Annotated in this window: 15 protein-coding genes; 10 read left to right on the plus strand and 5 right to left on the minus strand. The window is 33.2% G+C overall.

Annotated features, from left to right (window positions below; translation table 11 throughout):
* Positions 1-14: 14 nt before the first annotated feature.
* The gene (locus NYE52_RS22800) at positions 15-1,961 is read right to left on the minus strand and encodes an LTA synthase family protein (RefSeq protein WP_016205119.1); all 1,947 of its coding nucleotides are present in this window, start codon (positions 1,959-1,961) and stop codon (positions 15-17) included.
* Between the two features lie 350 nt (positions 1,962-2,311).
* On the opposite strand from NYE52_RS22800, the gene qoxA reads away from it, so the two are divergent.
* The 4 genes from qoxA to qoxD are packed head-to-tail and all read left to right on the plus strand — an operon-like array spanning position 2,312 to position 6,106.
* The gene (qoxA, locus tag NYE52_RS22805) at positions 2,312-3,226 is read left to right on the plus strand and encodes a cytochrome aa3 quinol oxidase subunit II (protein WP_152112368.1); all 915 of its coding nucleotides are present in this window, start codon (positions 2,312-2,314) and stop codon (positions 3,224-3,226) included.
* Between the two features lie 50 nt (positions 3,227-3,276).
* The gene (gene qoxB / locus NYE52_RS22810; protein WP_016205117.1) at positions 3,277-5,223 is read left to right on the plus strand and encodes a cytochrome aa3 quinol oxidase subunit I; all 1,947 of its coding nucleotides are present in this window, start codon (positions 3,277-3,279) and stop codon (positions 5,221-5,223) included.
* The gene (gene qoxC, locus NYE52_RS22815; RefSeq protein ID WP_016205116.1) at positions 5,223-5,819 is read left to right on the plus strand and encodes a cytochrome aa3 quinol oxidase subunit III; all 597 of its coding nucleotides are present in this window, start codon (positions 5,223-5,225) and stop codon (positions 5,817-5,819) included. The genes qoxB and qoxC overlap by 1 nt, the downstream gene beginning before the upstream one ends.
* Before the next feature lie 2 nt (positions 5,820-5,821).
* Positions 5,822-6,106 carry a cytochrome aa3 quinol oxidase subunit IV gene (gene qoxD, locus NYE52_RS22820; RefSeq protein ID WP_016205115.1) on the plus strand — a complete coding sequence of 95 codons (285 nt, stop codon included), beginning with the start codon at positions 5,822-5,824 and terminating at the stop codon, positions 6,104-6,106.
* 154 nt (positions 6,107-6,260) lie between these two features.
* Here the strand turns inward: qoxD and NYE52_RS22825 are convergent, their stop codons facing one another.
* Positions 6,261-6,560, minus strand: a complete 300-nt coding sequence (locus NYE52_RS22825) for a hypothetical protein (RefSeq protein WP_016205114.1) — start codon at positions 6,558-6,560, stop codon at positions 6,261-6,263.
* A 344-nt stretch (positions 6,561-6,904) separates the two neighbouring features.
* Between NYE52_RS22825 and NYE52_RS22830 the strand changes: the two genes are divergently transcribed.
* Together NYE52_RS22830 and NYE52_RS22835 are read left to right on the plus strand one after the other, a co-directional pair.
* Positions 6,905-7,249, plus strand: coding sequence for an ArsR/SmtB family transcription factor (locus NYE52_RS22830; RefSeq protein ID WP_016205113.1), 345 nt, complete (start codon positions 6,905-6,907; stop codon positions 7,247-7,249).
* Positions 7,250-7,447: 198 nt separating this feature from the next.
* A complete protein-coding gene (locus NYE52_RS22835) occupies positions 7,448-9,673 on the plus strand; it encodes a heavy metal translocating P-type ATPase (protein WP_016205112.1) in 2,226 nt (741 codons plus the stop codon).
* Positions 9,674-9,903: 230 nt separating this feature from the next.
* Here NYE52_RS22835 and NYE52_RS22840 read toward each other — a convergent pair whose 3' ends face one another.
* Complete coding sequence (locus NYE52_RS22840) at positions 9,904-10,629, minus strand: YwmB family TATA-box binding protein (protein WP_016205111.1); 726 nt, start codon at positions 10,627-10,629, stop codon at positions 9,904-9,906.
* Positions 10,630-10,859: 230 nt separating this feature from the next.
* On the opposite strand from NYE52_RS22840, the gene NYE52_RS22845 reads away from it, so the two are divergent.
* The 4 genes from NYE52_RS22845 (at position 10,860) to NYE52_RS22860 (ending at position 17,146) form a co-directional block, all read left to right on the plus strand.
* Entirely contained in the window at positions 10,860-11,228 is a 369-nt protein-coding gene (locus NYE52_RS22845) for an ArsR/SmtB family transcription factor (RefSeq protein ID WP_016205110.1), read from the plus strand.
* Entirely contained in the window at positions 11,221-13,350 is a 2,130-nt protein-coding gene (locus NYE52_RS22850) for a heavy metal translocating P-type ATPase (protein ID WP_152112369.1), read from the plus strand. The genes NYE52_RS22845 and NYE52_RS22850 overlap by 8 nt, the downstream gene beginning before the upstream one ends.
* A gap of 1,038 nt (positions 13,351-14,388) precedes the next feature.
* Positions 14,389-15,063, plus strand: coding sequence for an SOS response-associated peptidase (locus NYE52_RS22855; RefSeq protein WP_016205108.1), 675 nt, complete (start codon positions 14,389-14,391; stop codon positions 15,061-15,063).
* Between the two features lie 527 nt (positions 15,064-15,590).
* Positions 15,591-17,146 (plus strand): IS3 family transposase gene (locus NYE52_RS22860; RefSeq protein ID WP_371474370.1). Its coding sequence is split into 2 segments (ribosomal slippage): positions 15,591-16,074 and positions 16,074-17,146, totalling 1,557 coding nucleotides; the frame shifts between segments, so codons are not numbered across the junction.
* A 136-nt stretch (positions 17,147-17,282) separates the two neighbouring features.
* On the opposite strand, the gene NYE52_RS22865 is transcribed toward NYE52_RS22860, so the two are convergent.
* Together NYE52_RS22865 and NYE52_RS22870 are read right to left on the minus strand one after the other, a co-directional pair.
* Positions 17,283-18,026: an AAA family ATPase gene (locus NYE52_RS22865; protein WP_341195282.1), complete on the minus strand. Its 744-nt coding sequence runs from the start codon at positions 18,024-18,026 to the stop codon at positions 17,283-17,285.
* Between the two features lie 29 nt (positions 18,027-18,055).
* Positions 18,056-19,630, minus strand: coding sequence for a Spaf_1101 family AAA-like ATPase (locus tag NYE52_RS22870; protein ID WP_152112371.1), 1,575 nt, complete (start codon positions 19,628-19,630; stop codon positions 18,056-18,058).
* Positions 19,631-19,923 lie beyond the last annotated feature (293 nt).

A 19,923-nucleotide genomic window follows, 5' to 3' on the forward strand; every position in this document is an offset into this window, starting at 1 on the left:
GGTTTCTTTATTAATTACTCATCGTTCTCAAATTTTTTATAAATGTATTGAGAAGGATCGATAGGGGTAAAGTTCTTAGGTGTATAAAATCTTAATAAATCACCATTAACCACTTGGTCTGAAAGGGATAGGATGTTAGCAACCTTTTTTTGAGTTTCAATGGCTTCTTCAATTTTATCAGCTTCTAATAACTCTCCTGTCTCCGAGTTATAAAAATTGTCATCAACTGAGGAAATGGTTGGGCTAACAAATTCACCGTTTCTAAAAGGTACAAGTTGATTATGTTCTTCTGACAGTAAGTCTGAACCAAATTGAATATACTCTTTTGTATCCATACCAAGAAGGTGTAGAAGAGTAGGCAATAAATCTATCTGACCCCCGTACTCTTCTTTAATTCCACCTTCTTGTCCAGGTACACGGATAAATAGTGGTACACGCTGCAAGCCAGCTGATTCAAATGGAGTTATTTTTTTCCCTATAACCTTTTCCATTGCTGAGTTATGGTTTTGGGAGATACCGTAATGATCCCCGTACATAATTATAATGGAATTATGGTATAGACCAGAATCCTTTAGGTAATCAAAGAAATTTTCAAGTGCTTCATCTGCATAGCGGGCAGTTTGAAAATAATCATCTACTGACTTATCACCTGTATTATTTGCTTGGATAGTAGTTTCTTCTTGATTTATGGAATAAGGATAGTGATTAGAAACAGATATAAATTTTGCGTAGAAAGGTTGTTTCAAAGAATTAAGCAATGGAATGGATTTATTAAAAAAGGGCTTGTCCATAATTCCATAATCAGTCATCTGTTCCTCGTTAATGCCACTATAATAGCTTTCATCAAAAAAGTTGTTATAACCTAATGATTTATACATCTCATTCCTGTTCCAAAAACTGCCTGCATTTCCGTGGAATACTGCTGAAGTATAGCCTTTCTGCCCTAGAATACCCGGTGCTGCTTGGTAGGTGTTCCCACTTTTCATGGTAAAGGCTGAACCACTAGGTAAGCCATATAGAGAATTTTCTACCATGAATTCTGCATCAGATGTTTTTCCTTGTGCAGTTTGATGGAAAAAATTTTTAAAATATAAAGTATTTTTTTCCTTCGTTAATGAGTTTAAAAATGGAGTAACTTCTTCTCCATTTAATTTGTAGTTAATAACAAAGTTTTGAATCGATTCTAAATGAAAGTAAATTACATTCATGCCTTTGCCAATACCATAATATTCTGGATTAGGTTTTGCATAATTTGATTTAGTATAATTTATTACTTCCGTCATTTCATCACTTGATGCCATGACCCTTTGGGCAGATGCTTTTGAACTCTGTATGCCATCATAAATAGTGTAGTTATATAACCCCAGATATTTTACAATGTAATTTCGATCGAATCCCCTTGTTAACAATTGTGGTCTGTCAACTTCAGCTAAAACGAGGTTTAAAATAGAAAAAATCATAGTAACTGTAAAAATACCTAGTTTAGTTCTTCTTCTAGGTTCTTTCATATCTATTTTAACTAACCGAAAGACTAGGAAAAGAATAAGAATTAATAAATCTAGAAAAAACAGAACATCATAAGGTTTTAATAATGATAATATACTACCACTTACATCTCCAAAATTTTGAGTTTGGGTTAATGTGGGCAAAGTAATAAAATCGTTGAAAAATCGGTAATAGAGAACATTTACAAAGAGTAACAAAGATAAAAATAGATACATGGAAATTAAGATTAAGTACTTCTTTTTAGCTTTAAATAACATTGAAATACCTAAAAAGAATAATGCTGAACCGAGTGGATTTAATAGTAATAAAAATTGCTGCATTAAGTTGGAAATTCCTAAGTCAAACTGAGTGAACTGGACCAGATACGTTTTTATCCAAAGAAAGAAAACTGATAAGAGATAGAAAAATAAAAAACTTATCTCTACTCTTGTTTCTTTTATAGAGGAGACCCTCATTTTTACACCACCTAATTTAAGAAATATTAATATTAAAAAATGTTTCAAGTAATTATAAGCTTTATCTAAACATGCTTACATGAACATATATAATTATAGAGTATAGAAACAAAAAATTATAGTAATAACCAAACTGTTATGGAATAAATTTCCTTCAATATTTTGTCACATTCCTATGATTTTTATTGTGTTAACATTATGAGAGTAGTGTAATCTAACTTAAAAGGTATAGTTAACACTAAAATGAATAATTGCGCATATGTTTTTATTTAAATATGCTTAAATGTTCATGTATGCATTATTCAGAAAGGAGAAATCAACTTTAATTTTACAAGGAAAGGAAAATAAATATGAAATTAAAAAAAATCTTATATTTTGCAACCTTACTTAGTCTTGTTGTTTTAACGGCATGTGAGCCCTTAATGGTTTTAGATCCAAAGGGACCGCAAGGTCGAATAACTGCAGATGTCATTAAAATTTCCATTTGGACAATGGCAATCGTAGTTATAGTAGTTTTGTCTTTATATTTTTATATGCTTTGGAAATATAAAGCTTCTAAACAATCCAAGGACTATGAACCACCTCATATCGAGGGAAGTATTAAATTAGAAATTATATGGACTGCTATTCCCATTCTGATAGTGGCATTCCTATCTTTTATAACCATTAAGTCAACCTATGAGGTAGAAAATGTACCTAAAGGATACAAGGAAGAGCCGTTAGTAATTTACGCTTCATCTTCCAACTGGAAGTGGCATTTTAGTTATCCAGAAGAAAATATAGAAACCGTTAATTATTTGTTCATTCCTACAGATCGCCCGATTCAGTTTAAGTTATATTCTTATGGCCCGATATCAAGCTTTTGGATACCGCAGCTAGGTGGGCAAAAGTACGCAATGGCAGATATGCTAAACACATTAAATTTAGCAGCCGATGTTCCTGGAGAATATATGGGACGTAACGCAAATTTTACTGGTGAAGGATTTGCTCAACAAACCTTTAATGTTCAAGCAATGTCAAAGGAAGAATATGAAAAGTGGATATCAGAAGTAAAGGATACTGCTGACACGCTAACAGAAGATAAATTTGAGGAGCTTTTAAATCCTGGACACTTAGGTCAGTTGACTTTCAATGGTACTCATTTAGGCTTTTCACCACCACCTCATGATATGAAAAAATCTACTAGCGAAGAGAAAAACGAAGACACAGAAAATACAAAAGATATGGACATGGAGGATATGGATATGGAAGGAATGGACCATTAATTATATATTCTTCAAATAAAATTATTTTTTCTTGAAAGGAGTACTATTACATGGATTTTTTTGATAGGTTTGCTGTTCCCAATCCTGGGCCAACAATCTATGCTTCAATGGTTGCTATAGTCCTTACCATGATAGGCATCCTAGTATTTATTACGTATACAAAGAAATGGGGATATCTATGGAGAGAGTGGCTTACAACTGTAGACCATAAAAGAATAGGGATTATGTATTTAATCTCCGCATTACTAATGCTCTTCCGTGGTGGAGCAGATGCCATTATGATGCGGGCACAAACAGCTGTTCCTGATAATAATTTATTGAATGCTCAGGAATATAATGAAGTATTTACTACACACGGTGTAGTTATGATTATATTTATGGCGATGGCTTTTATAATGGCACTTATGAACTTTGTTGTACCATTACAAATTGGCGCAAGAGATGTAGCCTTTCCTAGGCTCAATGCCGTTAGTTTCTGGTTATATTTCTTTGGAGCTATGTTATTTAACATATCTTTCGTTGTAGGGGGGTCTCCAGATGCAGGATGGTCTTCTTATTTTCCACTAGCGGGTACAGATTTTAGTAAGTCAGTAGGTACCAATTATTACATGATTGCTTTACAAATTTCTGGGATTGGTACATTGATAACAGGTATTAACTTTGTTACTACTATACTAAAAATGAGAGCTCCAGGAATGACTCTTATGAAAATGCCGATGTTTACTTGGTCAGCATTGATTACAAACTTAATTATTGTTTTTGCCTTTCCCATTTTAACAATAGCGTTAATTATGGGGACAATGGATAGACTTTTTGGTACTAACTTCTTCACAACCACTGATGGTGGGATGGATATGCTTTGGGCAAACCTATTCTGGGTTTGGGGACATCCTGAAGTATATATCCTCATATTACCAGCGTTCGGAATATACAGTGAAATAATACCAACATTCGCAAGAAGAAATCTATATGGTTATAAGTCAATGGTAATTTCCATAGTGGCTATATCTGTTCTGTCCTTTTTAGTTTGGGTTCATCACTTCTTCACTATGGGACAAGGCGCTTTGGTTAATAGTATTTTCTCTATCACAACTATGGCTATTGCTGTACCAACCGGTATCAAAATATTTAACTGGCTGTTTACGCTTAGAAAAGGGAAAATTGAATTTACAGTTCCTATGCTTTATTCTTTAGGATTTATTCCTATTTTCACAATTGGTGGGGTAACAGGAGTAATGCTTGGAATGGCCAGTGCTGACTATCAATACCACAATACCATGTTTTTAGTAGCTCACTTTCACTTAGTTATAATTCCTGGGGTTGTATTCGCAATGCTTGCTGGTCTTACTTATTGGTGGCCAAAGATGTTTGGATACATGCTAAACGAGAGAATTGGAAAATGGGCGTTCTGGTTTATTTCGATAAGTGTTTGTGTAGCCTTTTTCCCAATGTTCATATCAGGTTTAGATGGACAAGCTAGAAGAATGTACACTTACTCTGAGTCAACTGGTTTCGGTATCTGGAATATGATTTCCTTTATAGGAGCTCTAGGTCTTTTAGTAGGATTTGTTTTAATAGTTTACAATATTTTATACAGTTACAAAAATTCACCAAGAAATATTTCGTCAGATCCATGGGACGCTCGCTCGTTAGAGTGGGCAACTAAATCACCTGTACCAGAGTATAATTTTGCAATCACTCCGACAGTTGATTCAACCGAGGCCTTCTGGGATTCCAAGAAAAAGGGATACAAACTATTTAGAGGTAATATTGAAAAGATTCACATGCCAAATAATAGTGGCATGCCATTTATTTTTGGATTCCTATTTTTTATTTGGGGCTTTGCATTTGTATTCGCACTTTGGATACTTTTAATCCTAGCAACAGTAGCTATATTTATTTGTTTAGCATTGCGTTCCACTGAAAAAGACAATGGAAGGTATATCTCTAAGGAAACAGTAGAAAAAATTGAAGACTCGTTGGGAGGTCCAAAATAATGAAGATTGATAATTCATTGCCTCTTGAATATAGTACCCAACAAAATCGCTTAAACATTCTTGGTTTTTGGATATTCCTTGGTGCAGAAATAGCACTATTTGGAACGCTTTTTGCCTCGTATTTTACACTTGTAGATCGGACAGGAAGCGGGCCAACTGGTGCAGAAATATTTGAAATTACACCTGTTGTTATTGAGACAATATTGTTATTAGGAAGTAGTTTTACAATAGGATTAGCTATAAATGCGATGAGACTGAAGAAACAAAAAGCTATGCTTGCATTTTTTGCGGCAACTCTTGTACTTGGTTTAGCATTTTTAGGAGTGGAAATTTACGATTTTGTTGTCTACATTCATGAGGGAGCAACTTTACAAACTAGTGGCTTTACTGCAATCCTATTCACTCTTTTAGGAACGCATGGAGCTCACGTAGCGTTCGGTATTTTATGGGGTACATTAATCATACTACAAATAAAAAGAGATGGGATAAATGAAAGGACAGCCAATAAAGCATTTATTTTCTCTCTTTACTGGCACTTTATAGATGTTGTCTGGATATTCCTTTATAGTTTTGTATTCTTGAAAGGGATGATGTAAATATGAGTGAATTATTTCCTAAAAAACATGTTATGGGCTTTCTCTCTTCTTTAATACTTACCGCCATAGCATTGACTGTTTATTTTTTTGACCTTTCATTTGCTATGGGTTCTACCATACTGTTAATAACAGCTTTTATTCAGGCTTTGGTACAACTAGTAATTTTCATGCATGCAGGTGAATCAAAAGACAAAAAAGTCATATACACTAGTATATATTATGGTCTATTTATTGCGATTGTAACTGTTTTCGGAACACTGCTCGCTTTAATATGGGGATATTATTAAAAAAGAGTACTACTTTACTCTAACCCGTTCCATTTTATAAAATTTAACAACTTTTAGATCAATAATGATAAAAATACAAAAGGCATGGTTAATACCATGCCTTTTGTGTTTTAATTAAAAAATAATTATCTTTTACTTTATTGAACAAATATAATTATTGTTCATGTGTCCAAGTAACTGATTGACCAGTTTTAGGACATGATGGAAACTTGTCTCCTTGCTGTAGCACCACATGTTCGCCATCCGCATCTATATAATGTCCAGACTCCATAACAGTATCTCCTGTTTGATGAGTGTGACTAGCATGTGTCCAAGTTGTTTCCTTTCCTGTATTGGGGCAATTCGGAAAAGTATCTCCTTGAATTAGTTCCTGTTTTGCTCCGCCTGCATCTATATACTGGCCAGATTCTTTTACAGTTTCCCCTGAGTGATGATGATCAGTAAAGTGACTCATAATTCATACCTCCATTTTTAAAATTCACTACAGACGTTATTTTTTTCTGTTAGGTATTAAAATATACATTCAAAGATTTCATTTACCATGTAACTCTAGAGTTTTTGAGTTATAGTTTGAAAAATTTGGTACAATTTTTTTAATTTTTAATTTTTAATTTTGCTGTTAATTATATACTCCGCCTTTTTAATGTGAATATAATTTAGTTTTAATGTAATTATAATTGTTACTAAAGGGAGTTAATCTATACTATAGTTGGTTAATAACATTTAGAGCATCTAAAGAAGGGTGTTTGAAAAAATATGCTATAATAGTAAGAAATTATTACCAAGGAGTAAGAATTTATGGAACATTTAGGTGAAGATAAAGATTATAATGGTTCTACAACGGATTACTATAATAATAAATTAGATGAAGAAACTCTTTTTATCGTTTCTCAAACTTTCAAGGCTCTTTCTGAACCAACAAGGATTAAGATATTACATCTACTTTCAGATAAACCACACTCAGTAAACGAAATTGCTGAAAAGTTACAAATGCTGCAATCTACAGTTTCACATCAATTAAGTTTTTTGAAAAATCTTCGCCTTGTAAAATATAGAAGAGAAGGAACGACCATTATTTATTCATGTGATGATGAACATGTTATGAGTGTTTTAAATCAAATGATAGATCATGCCCAACATTAACAATTCCATAAAGGAATGTGTTATTCAATTTGAAGGATGGGGATTTTTCCTTCCCCATCTTCATCTAAGGATAAAATATAAATTGATATTGACACAAATGCAATTGTGTACATATAATTTATATATGATTATATGTATATCTGTTCATATATTTACAATTCGGAAATTGGGGTATATCTATATAGGAGGGGTACATCTATGGGAGAAGGAAAACATCAATTAAAAAGGGAATTTACCTTAGAAGGTTTAGATTGTGCAAATTGTGCCATGAAGATTGAGAGAGGTGTTTCTTCTATAAACGGGGTTAAAGAATGTAATGTTAATTTTGCAACCCAGACTATATCTTTGCAATACGATAAAGAGCAAGAGGTAGAGATATTAACGAAAGCAGAAAAAACAATTACTCGTCTAGAACCCCATGTTAAACTTTTAGAGAAACAAAAAAGGCAGAAGAAAAAAGCTCAATCACACTCAGGTGAACATACCCATGAACATGTCCATGATCATAATCATAATCATGATCACGACCACGGGCACTCACATGCTCATGGGCATACCCATGAACATGGAAGTAATGATCTAAAGAAAATGATTAGCAGGTTAATTATAGGAGGCATTATTTTTGGATTGGGTATCTTTGCTCCATTAAGCGGGACTTTAGAATTGGTAACATTCTTAATTGCTTATCTAATAGTGGGTGGAGATATTGTTCTTCGAGCTATAAAGAATATAACTAGAGGACAGGTGTTTGATGAACACTTTTTAATGGCTTTAGCAACTATTGGAGCTTTTGCGATTCAAGAGTATCCAGAAGGTGTAGCAGTAATGTTATTTTATCAAGTTGGTGAGTTATTCCAAAGTATCGCTGTTAATCGTTCTAGGAAATCAATTAGCAGTTTAATGGAGATTCGTCCTGACTATGCAAATATTAAAATAGGTTCAGAAATAAAAAAAGTCGACCCTGAGGAAGTTTCTATTGGGGACATTATTGTAATAAAACCTGGCGAAAGAGTGCCCTTAGATGGCGTGGTCTTAGAGGGTACATCTAGTGTCGATACGTCAGCGTTAACAGGGGAGTCAGTCCCTAGAGATATTGAAAGTGGTAATGATGTACTAAGCGGATTCATTAATAAAAATGGATTTTTAACTGTAAAAGTTACAAAAGAGTTTAGTGAATCCACCGTTTCTAAAATCTTAGAGTTAGTACAAAATGCAAGCAGTCGTAAAGCTCCAACAGAGAACTTTATTACGAAATTCGCTAGGTACTATACTCCGGTGGTTGTAATAATAGCTGTTTTATTAGCTGTAGTACCTCCGATATTAATGCCTAGTGCTACATTTTCCGAGTGGTTATATAGAGCGTTAATCTTTTTAGTTATTTCTTGTCCTTGTGCTTTAGTTGTCTCTATACCTTTAGGTTTCTTTGGCGGAATAGGCGCAGCTTCAAAAAAGGGTATCTTAGTAAAAGGAAGTAACTATTTAGAGGCTTTAAATGATGTGAAGTATGTGGTATTTGATAAGACTGGTACTTTAACTAAAGGTGTATTTGAGGTTGTTTCTATTCATCCGGCTAACGGGTTTACAGAAGCTGAAATAATAAAATATGCTGCTTACGCAGAAGCATATTCTAATCATCCAATAGCAGAATCCATTAAAAAGGCTTATGGGAAAGAAATACAGGATGACAGTATTAAAAGTTATAATGAAATACCAGGCCATGGAATTTCAGTCATAATGGACGGTAAAGAAATATTAGCTGGAAACCATAAACTAATGATGAAAGAGAATATAAAGTATCACAACTATAGTGAAATTGGTACGATTGTCTATGTAGCTTATGATAAGAATTTTATCGGATCTATTGTCATTTCGGATAAGATTAAAGAAGATTCTCCTGAGGCAATTCAATCATTAAAACAACAAGGGATTAAAAAGACAGTAATGCTAACTGGAGATGCAAAATCAGTTGGCGAGCAAGTTGGAAATATCCTTGGAATCGATGAGGTACATTCAGAACTTCTTCCTCAAAATAAAGTGGAAGAGATTGAAAAATTAGATGCTGCCAAGAATTCTAAAGATAAGATTTTGTTTGTTGGTGATGGGATAAACGATACACCTGTATTAGCTAGAGCAGATGTTGGTATGGCAATGGGTGGATTAGGATCAGATGCAGCAATTGAAGCTGCAGACATTGTAATAATGACTGATGAACCATCTAAAATAGCAACAGCAATAAAACTTGCTAAGCGGACTAGAAGTATTGTTTGGCAAAATATCATATTCGCACTAGGAGTAAAAGCGATCTTCTTATTACTTGGAGCTTTTGGAATTGCTACGATGTGGGAAGCAGTATTTTCAGATGTAGGTGTTACCTTACTTGCTGTTCTGAATGCAATGAGAATATTAAGAGTAAAAAACATTTAATCATTTGGCCTTTAGCCATGGATTATACAGAAGCGGATGTTGTAGTAAAGATTCTACTAAGGATGCAGCGAAAGTAGTAAGTGATTGTTGTCTCCGAAGTCTGAAGAAAAGGCTAGCTCATAAGTGATACAGGGCCAGCTTTAACCGTTATTTTAAATGCATTATGTTACTACGAATGAAAAGTAAAACTGTAAAACGAGATGTCTAATAACGACATCTCGTTTTTTGTGTTAATACTCTGACGTAATAATAGGGGTACCAATCGTTACTTTTACCTGATCCGCCGATTCATTAGTCAATCTGTATGCGATATGAAGGTTCATATATTGATTATCACCAAGAGGAAGTTTAGTTTCCAAACGTTTTGTATATGCAGATAGCGAAATAAAATTATCTTCATTAAGACTTTGTAATTCTTCTCCCGAAAAACTAACCAATAATTCGGATGCTTCTGTATACAAAGGTTGTTCTATATCTGTAGTTCCTTGAACCGTATAAAATGTAGAATAGTTCTCTATTTTTTGTTTATACATATTGAAAATTCTTGGCCATTTGCTTTCATTCCAATCACCTTTTACATCATAAGTAATACTTAAATTATATTTACCTTTTTGAGAATAAATAATGATTAAGATTTTCTCTTCCATTTCTAAATTGGAAGACTTTTTATTCCCTTCAATTTTATAATGATCTTTCTCAGCTTGTTTTTTAGACCAAGTATAATCTTTTTCCGTTCTCATGAAAGTGGAAATTGCTTGATCAAGATCTCTCATTTTAGTAAATTGTCCAATTGGTTCTTTTATATACATACTCCATGTAGTTACCTTTATATTGTTTTTATTAGCTATTTTTGTAATCTGACTTAACTCATTATCTGCATAAAAAGCTTTAGTTTCCTTGGTTGTAATAGTTACTAGTAGTAAAAGACATAATAAAATTAATATGGATTTTTTCATTTTTTTCAACTCCCCTTATAAAAAAGAATAGCCAACTAAAAGACAATTTATACTAGATTACTATTTTTAAAATTGAATAGTTAGGATTATTATCCATTTATAAATATTTTGATTAGTTGGCTTCTCATTTTGTTTGTTCTTTATTCAAATATTGACTTGAATAAAAAGATGAGTAAGGGGTATACTATATTCAAATGTATATTTGAATGAACGAGTATAGGGGGAAAGAAATGATTAAAAAGGATATATGTGAAATTTATTGTTATGACGAAGAAAAAGTCAATCGAATACAAGGAGATTTGAACAAGGTTGATTTCTCTAGTTTGTCCCAATTGTTAAAATCCATTGCTGATGAAAATAGAGCAAAGATTACCTATGCCTTGTGCCAAGATGAAGAATTATGCGTTTGTGATGTGGCTAATATTATTGGTGCAAGCGTTGCTAATGCTTCTCATCATTTAAGAACTCTTCATAAGCAAGGTATTGTTAACTATAGGAAGGAAGGGAAATTAGCGTTTTACTCCTTAGGTAATGAACATATTCGGCAAATAATGATGATTGCTCTAACTAATATTAATGAGGTGAAAGTAAATGTCTGATCAGCAAGGAAAACTATCCGAACAAGAAATGAAAGCATATCGTGTTCAAGGATTCACTTGTACGAACTGTGCAGCCAAATTTGAAAACAATGTTAAAAATCTTTCTGGAGTACAGGATGCAAAAGTAAATTTTGGAGCATCTAAGGTTTATGTTCAAGGAAACACAACCATTGAAGAATTAGAAAAAGCCGGAGCTTTTGAGAATCTAAAAATTCGTGATGAAAAAGAACAACAAGTGGAACGAGAACCCTTTTGGAAACAAAAAGAAAACATTAAAGTGTATATTTCCGCCATATTACTAGTTATAAGTTGGTTTATAGGAGAGCAATTTGGAGAAGAACATATTCTTACGAATATTGGCTATGCAGCATCTATTGTTATTGGAGGATATTCTTTATTCTTAAAAGGGCTAAAAAATCTTGTTCGGCTAAATTTTGATATGAATACACTGATGACCATTGCGATAATAGGTGCTGCTATTATTGGTGAATGGGGTGAAGGCGCAACAGTTGTTATTTTATTTGCAATTAGTGAAGCATTAGAGCGCTATTCAATGGATAAAGCACGTCAATCTATTGAATCACTAATGGATATCGCTCCAAAAGAAGCGTTAATTCGTCGTGGAAATGAAGAGATGATAATTCATGTAAATGATATACAAGTTGGAGACATCATGATTGTTAAGCCTGGACAAAAACTAGCGATGGATGGGACAGTTGTCAAAGGAACATCTACACTGAATCAGGCAGCCATTACAGGTGAAAGTGTTCCTGTGACAAAAACTATTGACGATGAGGTTTTTGCAGGAACATTAAATGAAGAAGGACTACTTGAAGTAAGAGTAACGAAACGAGTAGAAGACACGACATTATCTAAAATTATTCACCTTGTTGAAGAAGCACAAGCTGAACGAGCACCTTCTCAAGCGTTTGTTGATAAATTTGCCAAATACTATACACCTGCAATTGTTATTCTGGCAGTTTTAATAGCAGTAATTCCTCCGTTGTTTGGTGGTGATTGGAGTGAATGGATTTATCAAGGTTTGGCTGTACTAGTTGTCGGTTGTCCTTGTGCATTAGTTGTTTCTACTCCTGTTTCCATCGTAACTGCTATAGGGAATGCTGCAAAAAATGGCGTTCTAATAAAAGGTGGAATTCATTTAGAAGAAACAGGACACTTAAAAGCAATTGCATTTGATAAAACAGGAACTTTAACTAAAGGTGTTCCAGCTGTTACGGATTTAGTTACTTTTAACGGAAATAAAGAACAATTATTAAAAGTTACAGCAGCTATTGAAAAAGGTTCACAGCATCCCCTTGCTTCCGCCATTTTAAGAAAAGCAGAAGAAACAGGATTGAATATAAATGAAGTGATTGTAGAAGATTTTCAATCCATTACAGGTAAGGGTGTAAAAGCAAGAGTTAGTAATGAAATGTACTATGTTGGAAGCCCTAACCTATTCCAAGAATTACATGGCAAGATTGAAAGTTCCACTGAAGAACATATTACCCGTATGCAAACTGAGGGTAAAACTGTTATGGTTCTAGGAACAAATCAAGAGATCCTTTCATTAATTGCTGTAGCTGATGAAATTAGAGAATCTTCCAGAGAAGTAATAGACAAGTTAAACAAATACGGAATTGAAACAGTTATGCTAACTGGTGATAATGAAAGGACTGCGTTAGCCATTGGAAAACAAGTTGGTGTTTCGGATATTAAAGCTGATTTGCTTCCAGAGGATAAACTAAATTATATTAAAGAACTTCGTGGCAAACATCAAAGTGTTGCAATGGTTGGAGACGGTGTAAACGATGCGCCAGCACTAGCAGCTTCAACAGTAGGTGTGGCTATGGGAGGTGCTGGAACTGATACAGCACTAGAAACAGCAGATATTGCTCTAATGTCTGATGATTTAAGTAAATTACCGTATACGATTAAATTAAGCCGCAAAGCTTTAACCATTATCAAGCAAAACATTACTTTCTCTTTGGCTATAAAATTATTAGCTTTAGTCTTAGTAATTCCTGGCTGGTTAACATTATGGATAGCCATATTTGCTGATATGGGAGCAACCCTTTTGGTAACATTAAATAGTTTAAGGTTATTAAAGGTAAAGAATTAATAACTTTATTAGGTGGCATTCCTGTTTTTAGCAGGAATGCCTTTTTTTAACAAGGAACAAATCAAAAATATAAGCAAGGGTAGATACAGAGAAGCCCTTTATCATCTTCAATAGAATAAAAAACAAATATCCTAGGTCAGTTTTCTAAAAATGATGTATATGTTAGAAAACAAAGGAATTTCATAAAATATTTTATGAAGTCCAAACGGGGTTGCATTCCAATAATAAATAATAAAGTACCTAGTGAATAAGTTTGTGAAAAATAACACTTAAACAATAGGGGGCGTTAGTTAATTAAAAATCAAACAACTTTATTATCAAATTCGAAGATAAGAATAATTATAGTGATACAAAATTAACAACTTTAAATAATCCATCCTACAATATATCGTAGGATGGTTCTTGTTTTTTATGTCAAAAAAACGTATTTATTATCTCTATACAATTGGAGAAAAAGAAAATGAAAAATTCATTGTCAAAATTATCATTTCAACCTCACTTTTCTTAATAAAATTAAGAAAAAAATAAAGGATGATAATTTTGCTAATAAAAAAATCTAAAAATAATAAACACTCTCTTGTTTACAAAACATCTACCTTTTATACTGAGAAGCATCTAGTTAAACTTACTTATATAAATAAAATCACCTTTAATGCTGCTAATGGAAAAAAAACAATTGAAGTTTTATGGTCAAATATAAAAGAACTGCCGTTATCAAAAAATATCTCATAGGTTATCAAATAGAAGACTGAAAGAAAAATTTAAAGTTATTTCAAAAAAGTCGGGTAGAAATTTTTAATTGCGTTTAGTTATTAAAAGGGAACAAGAAAAAAATATAAAGAGAAAAATAGTAGGGATAGTAGTTATATTTATAAACGCGCAGCCTGAAGGTAGCGCGTTATTTTTTTTAAGGCTGATTTCGTATTATTAATAATATAATAATAAGTAGTAGTAGTTATCGTACTTGACGATAAGTTACTACTCGTTTGTTTTCCGTATTCTACTTTGCTACACTTAACCTAAAAAGCAGGTGATAGCATGTGTGGTCGCTTTACTTTATTTACTGACTTTGGAACAATTATTGACCGCTTTAATATCGACTCAGCAATTGAAGAATCCCTTTATAATCCAAATTATAATGTAGCTCCCTCTCAATCCGTACTTTCTGTGATTAATGATGGGGAAAAGAATCGTCTTGGATATTTACGTTGGGGATTGATTCCTCCCTGGTCTAAAGATATGAAAATCGGTTATAAAATGATTAACGCTCGTTCAGAAACAATTGCCGAAAAACCAAGTTTTCGAAATGCCTATAAAAAGAAACGCTGTTTAATCCTTGCTGATTCGTTCTATGAATGGAAACGTACAGATGAACGTAAAATTCCTATGCGTATTAAACTGAAAAATGATCAACCATTTGGTATGGCTGGTTTATGGGAATCTTGGAAATCCCCAGAAGGAGAAATGATATATTCTTGTTCTGTAATTACCACTCAACCAAATAAGTTAATGACTGAAATACATGATAGAATGCCAGTAATATTAAAACCTGAAGATGAACAATTCTGGCTAAATCCAACAAATACAGATACTAACTCGTTAAGTAAATTACTTGTTCCCTTTGACTTTGAACAAATGGAAGCTTTTGAAGTTTCAAGTGATGTTAATTCTCCAAAAAACAATTCACCTAGCTTAATTCAGCAAATTTGTTGATGAATTAACCAATTAGTAAAAATATGTCGCCATACATAAATAAAGAAAGTTGCGAAGCTTTAACTATTTCACTATATATTTTTGCTGAATTATACCTAGGTCTACGAAAAAAGGTGAAGTCATTTTGTTTATTTTCCAAACGAATGCTAATTAATCTATTAAAGATGAATACGCTTTTTTCTTTGAAGTCAAATTAATAAATGAAACTTCCGCTCATCTCTTTAATATAAATTCTATCGTAAGATTTAAATTAGTTACCTAAACCTAATATTGTTTTATATGTCTCCATCTTGTGGAGAAAAGATTCTTCACCACCTTCAAGATATTGCAATATATGTTTAGTTATCTTGGCATTGCCATGATATCCTTGAGCTTCAACCCACCCTTTTCCATTATTTGAAGCTAGGACAATAACTTGCTCTGCACCTGCATTAGTTACTATGCTGGGGTTACCCCCTCTGTTAGGATAGATGTCGTACGATACTTTAGTGTTATACTTTAAGTAAATAACACGGAGGTCGATCGATATGAAAGAAAAAAATGGAGTACGATACTCGAAGGAACAAAAAGAGGCAATTGTTAAACGAATGATGCCACCACATAACGAATCAGTGGCTACTATCTCGAAGGAAGAAGGCATCACAGAACCAACGTTGTACAAGTGGCGTAAGGCTGCACGTGAAGCTGGTGTGGCAACGCCTGGCAATGGACAAACAAGTGACAAATGGACCAGTCAAGATAAGTTTTTAATCGTGATGGAGACCTTTGCGATGAACGAAACGGAATTGGCTGAATACTGTCGTAAAAAGGGTTTGTACCGTGAACAGATTGAATTATGGCGATCTGTTTGTCTCCAGGCAAACGGACAAGTATTTGATCAATCAAAGCAGTTATCTGGTGCGTTAAAGGAAGAACAGAAACGGGCAAAACAGTTAGAAAAAGATCTTCAAAAGAAGGAGAAAGCATTAGCGGAAGCTGCGGCGTTATTATTACTTAGAAAAAAGGCCCAAGCGATTTGGGGGGACGACGAGGAAGAATGATTAGCCCATCAAATCGCGCATTAGCTGTAGAACTCATCCAAGAAGCCAATCAAAATGGTGCGCGGTTAGCGAAGGCTTGTGAGGAACTTTATATTAGTGTACGAACCTACGAGCGCTGGGTGGCAGATGGTAAGGTTAAGGTCGATCAGCGTCCCTTTGCGAAAAGACCTGTTCCAAAAAATAAGTTGTCCGAGGAAGAGAAAAAGGAAATACTCGAGGTTGTTACACAAGAAGAATATGCCGACTTACCGCCGACACAAATTGTCCCAAAGCTTGCGGATAAAGGAACATATATTGCGTCAGAATCTACGTTTTACCGTGTTTTACGTGAAGGAAAGATGCAACACCACCGTGGACGTAGTCAAAAGCCAACACGAAGAATCCCCGAGAGTCATCTGGCCACATCGCCAAATCAGGTGTGGACATGGGATATTACGTGGCTTGGTGGACCTGTGAAAGGCTTGTATTATCGCCTCTATTTAATACTCGATCTATTTAGTAGAAAAGCAGTTGGGTGGGAAGTATGGGAAAAGGAAGAAGCGACACACGCTGAATCACTTGTAAAAAAAGCAGTCATTAATGAGAAAATCCAAGGGGCACCACTGGTGTTGCATTCAGACAATGGGAGTCCGATGAAAGCTGAGACTTTTTTAAGTTTACTTGAGAAGTTGGGGATCCAAAGTTCCTTTTCAAGACCACGTGTAAGCAATGATAATCCTTATTCAGAAGCCATGTTTCGAACACTTAAATACCGCCCTGATTATCCGCATAAGGGCTTTACCTCACTTGAAGAAGCCAGACAATGGGCACACCAATTTGTCCATTGGTATAATCATATTCATCTGCATAGTGGGCTGAATTATGTAACACCGGCACAGTGTCATGCCGGAGAACACGTAACCATATTGACAAAGAGAAAAGACGTATATGAAGCCGCAAAAGCGAAGCATCCAGAACGCTGGGCGAGGAGTCTAAGAAATTGGACACCTATTGAAAAAGTAGCACTTAATCCAATGCGTGATGAGGGAAAAAGGAAACGTTGAGTCCGCCTTAATACACTTTATTCCCTGATGATTTGAATGGAAAGAATGGATTTCCTTTCCATTCAAATCATCAGGCCAGCAAGCGTAACGCGGTAGCCTTGACTGAACACAACACTAAAGTAACTAAATGCGACAACTATGTTGACAAACACCGGTTATGAGTAACTATAATTACTTGCCTTTTGTTTTTTATTTTTTTTAAACTTTCAACTAAATTTTTATATATATATTGGCTATCCAAATTATCTTCCGGCTGATCGATAAGAAGTGGTGTATTATCGTTGGTATGTAGGCCAAAATTAAAAATAAATGTGAGAATTGCAGCGACTTTTTGTCCAAGAGATAAAGTTTCAATTGGAAGTAATAAAACTCCTTGTGATTTAGTGGATTCTTTAGAATTAATATTAAAATAAATATCAAAATCATCTTTAGCAGCAAAATACTTTCTTAGACATGCATCAATATTATTTTGATTTATAAATAATCCTTTAATTATTTCTCTATAAATTGAGTTTAAATTTTGACCTGTAATTGCTTCGTAACCTTCATTTACATCGTATAAAGACTTGTTAGCATTACTTTTCATAACACTAGATAAGCTAACTATCGCTTCTAACTTACTGAATCTTTGCCAAAGTAGTAATTCAAGAAAATCTAAAAAATCAATTTTTTCTATGATTTGGTATAGATATCTTTCAACATCTCCCCAGGTTAATAACAAACCTTTTATATGACGTTCTCTATTTATATTAAATAGTAGCTCTTCTAAGAAATCATGTTGTGGTTTATTACCGTGACCATAGTATATTTGCAAAATTTTTTTATTATTTTCATTAAAGCTGCTTATTTTTTCTGATACTATCTTTTTTCGTTCATTCATAGAAATCTTTAAAGAAGGTATTTGTTCTTTTAAATATTTTCTGTATTCCTATTAGTATTTCGAAGCTCCATAAGAAAAGAATCTATTTCATCAAACCTTATACCGTCGAAAATAACCTCTTTTACAAAGTCACCAATCTCACCTTTTTCTATTCTATGTACAATATTATTTATAGAATAGCTTTGGCGAAAAACATTATTTAAGATATCATTCTTGAGATATCCAGTTACTGGTCCAATTTGCTCACCGCTAATCTTATATAAATCTATCCAGTGATCTGCTAAAATTAATTTATGCATATCATTTCTTTCTTCCTTAAATGCCTTTTCTAAGAAAAATTCAGAAGTATAATACTCCTTGTGGGGGTCTAGCTGTGAAATAAATTTTAGCATATAGTCATCGTTATTATAGGTAAACTCAATTTCTATAACTCTATGTTCTGCGAGAAACTTAAGCTGTTGCTGATTAGCAGATGTACGTGAAAAAATAGTATCTATTAAATTTAGTAATGTAGACTTTCCAGTACCTCTGCCACCAATAATACAATTCAAATCTTTTGAAAAATCTACATAGAAACCGTTATCACCAATACTTATATTCCCTAAAAAACCCTTATCAGAGGGTTTTACATGGATATTTTTAATGAATTTATCAGTTACTTGTGGTTTCTCAGTGTAAATAGAAAACTTATAATCAGTTAATGCTTTTCTAAAACTGTTGAAAGATAATTCGTTTATCTTAATCCATGTATTTCTTATACCTATATCTTCTAGATAGTGAGAATCACCTTCATATATTATACAGAAGTCTTCTTTTCTTTTGTTTGAGTATTGTAAAATTTTTTTTTCAAACAGGTTATCTATATTATTTAAACTTGTAAATCCTAAAAGATGACTAGTAGCAAAGAGTTCCTTTTTATATAAACCAGTACCTAAGAAATCAGAAGAGTTAATGTGGGCTATATAACCTATTCCACCAATCTTTTGAATTTTTTTAATAATAGTTAGGCTAGTATCTATTGTTCCATCTACAGTAGAGTAAATATGGTTATTTACTAACTTCTGTACTTCAGAAATGCTACTTTCATCAAATATTCCTACTACATGGTTTTTATCAGAACAGGATATTTCTAACCCTAACAGTAAGAAAATTGATTTCCGGTATGTTGCACTTGATTTTATTCTTGTTTTAAAATACTCATTTAAGGCAAATTTGAGTTTATCATATCCTCCGATTGTGTTGTGATCTGTAATCACAACTAATTGAATGTTTTCACTATATAATTTATGTGCAATTAACATGTAGGTTAGATACTCTTTAAAGTTTTCATAGGGTATGTTCTTTTCTTCAAGTAACTTATAGTATCCATTACCCTCAAAATTTCCTTTTGTTATTTGTTCTGAAAAAGTTTGTATTTGTTCCTTATTAAATAATAATTCCCTTTCGCATATCTCTAAGATATCTTCAACTTCTAATTCTTTATACGTTTTTCCTTTGGTGAGTTTATAATCATGGGAAGCAGGAGTATGTAAGTGTATTTCACATTTTTGCAATGTACCAAATTTAGTTTTATTTTTTTTAAATTCATTAACTAGTGTATTCAATGAATTGACCTCCTTGCTGGTATATTCAATTATAAAAAGTACTAATTATGGAGATCAACATTATAGAAGCCATTCCGAGTACTTTCTATAGCAAATGTCAATGCTCCTATAAAATATTATAATTTTTAAAACACTCTCATTTGTAATTAATGGTAATTATATCAATAATTTTCTTAGTAGAGAAATGTTTTTTATAATAAACCACCACTCAATTTCTTCTGACAAGTAGTAGTGTTAATCAATGTAATCCCCTGAAATTTGGAGCGGATGTTAGCGAATCTAAATATTTTTAA

Origin of the sequence: Niallia sp. FSL W8-0635 (assembly GCF_038007965.1) — a bacterium.
Taxonomy (GTDB): Bacteria; Bacillota; Bacilli; order Bacillales; family Cytobacillaceae; genus Niallia.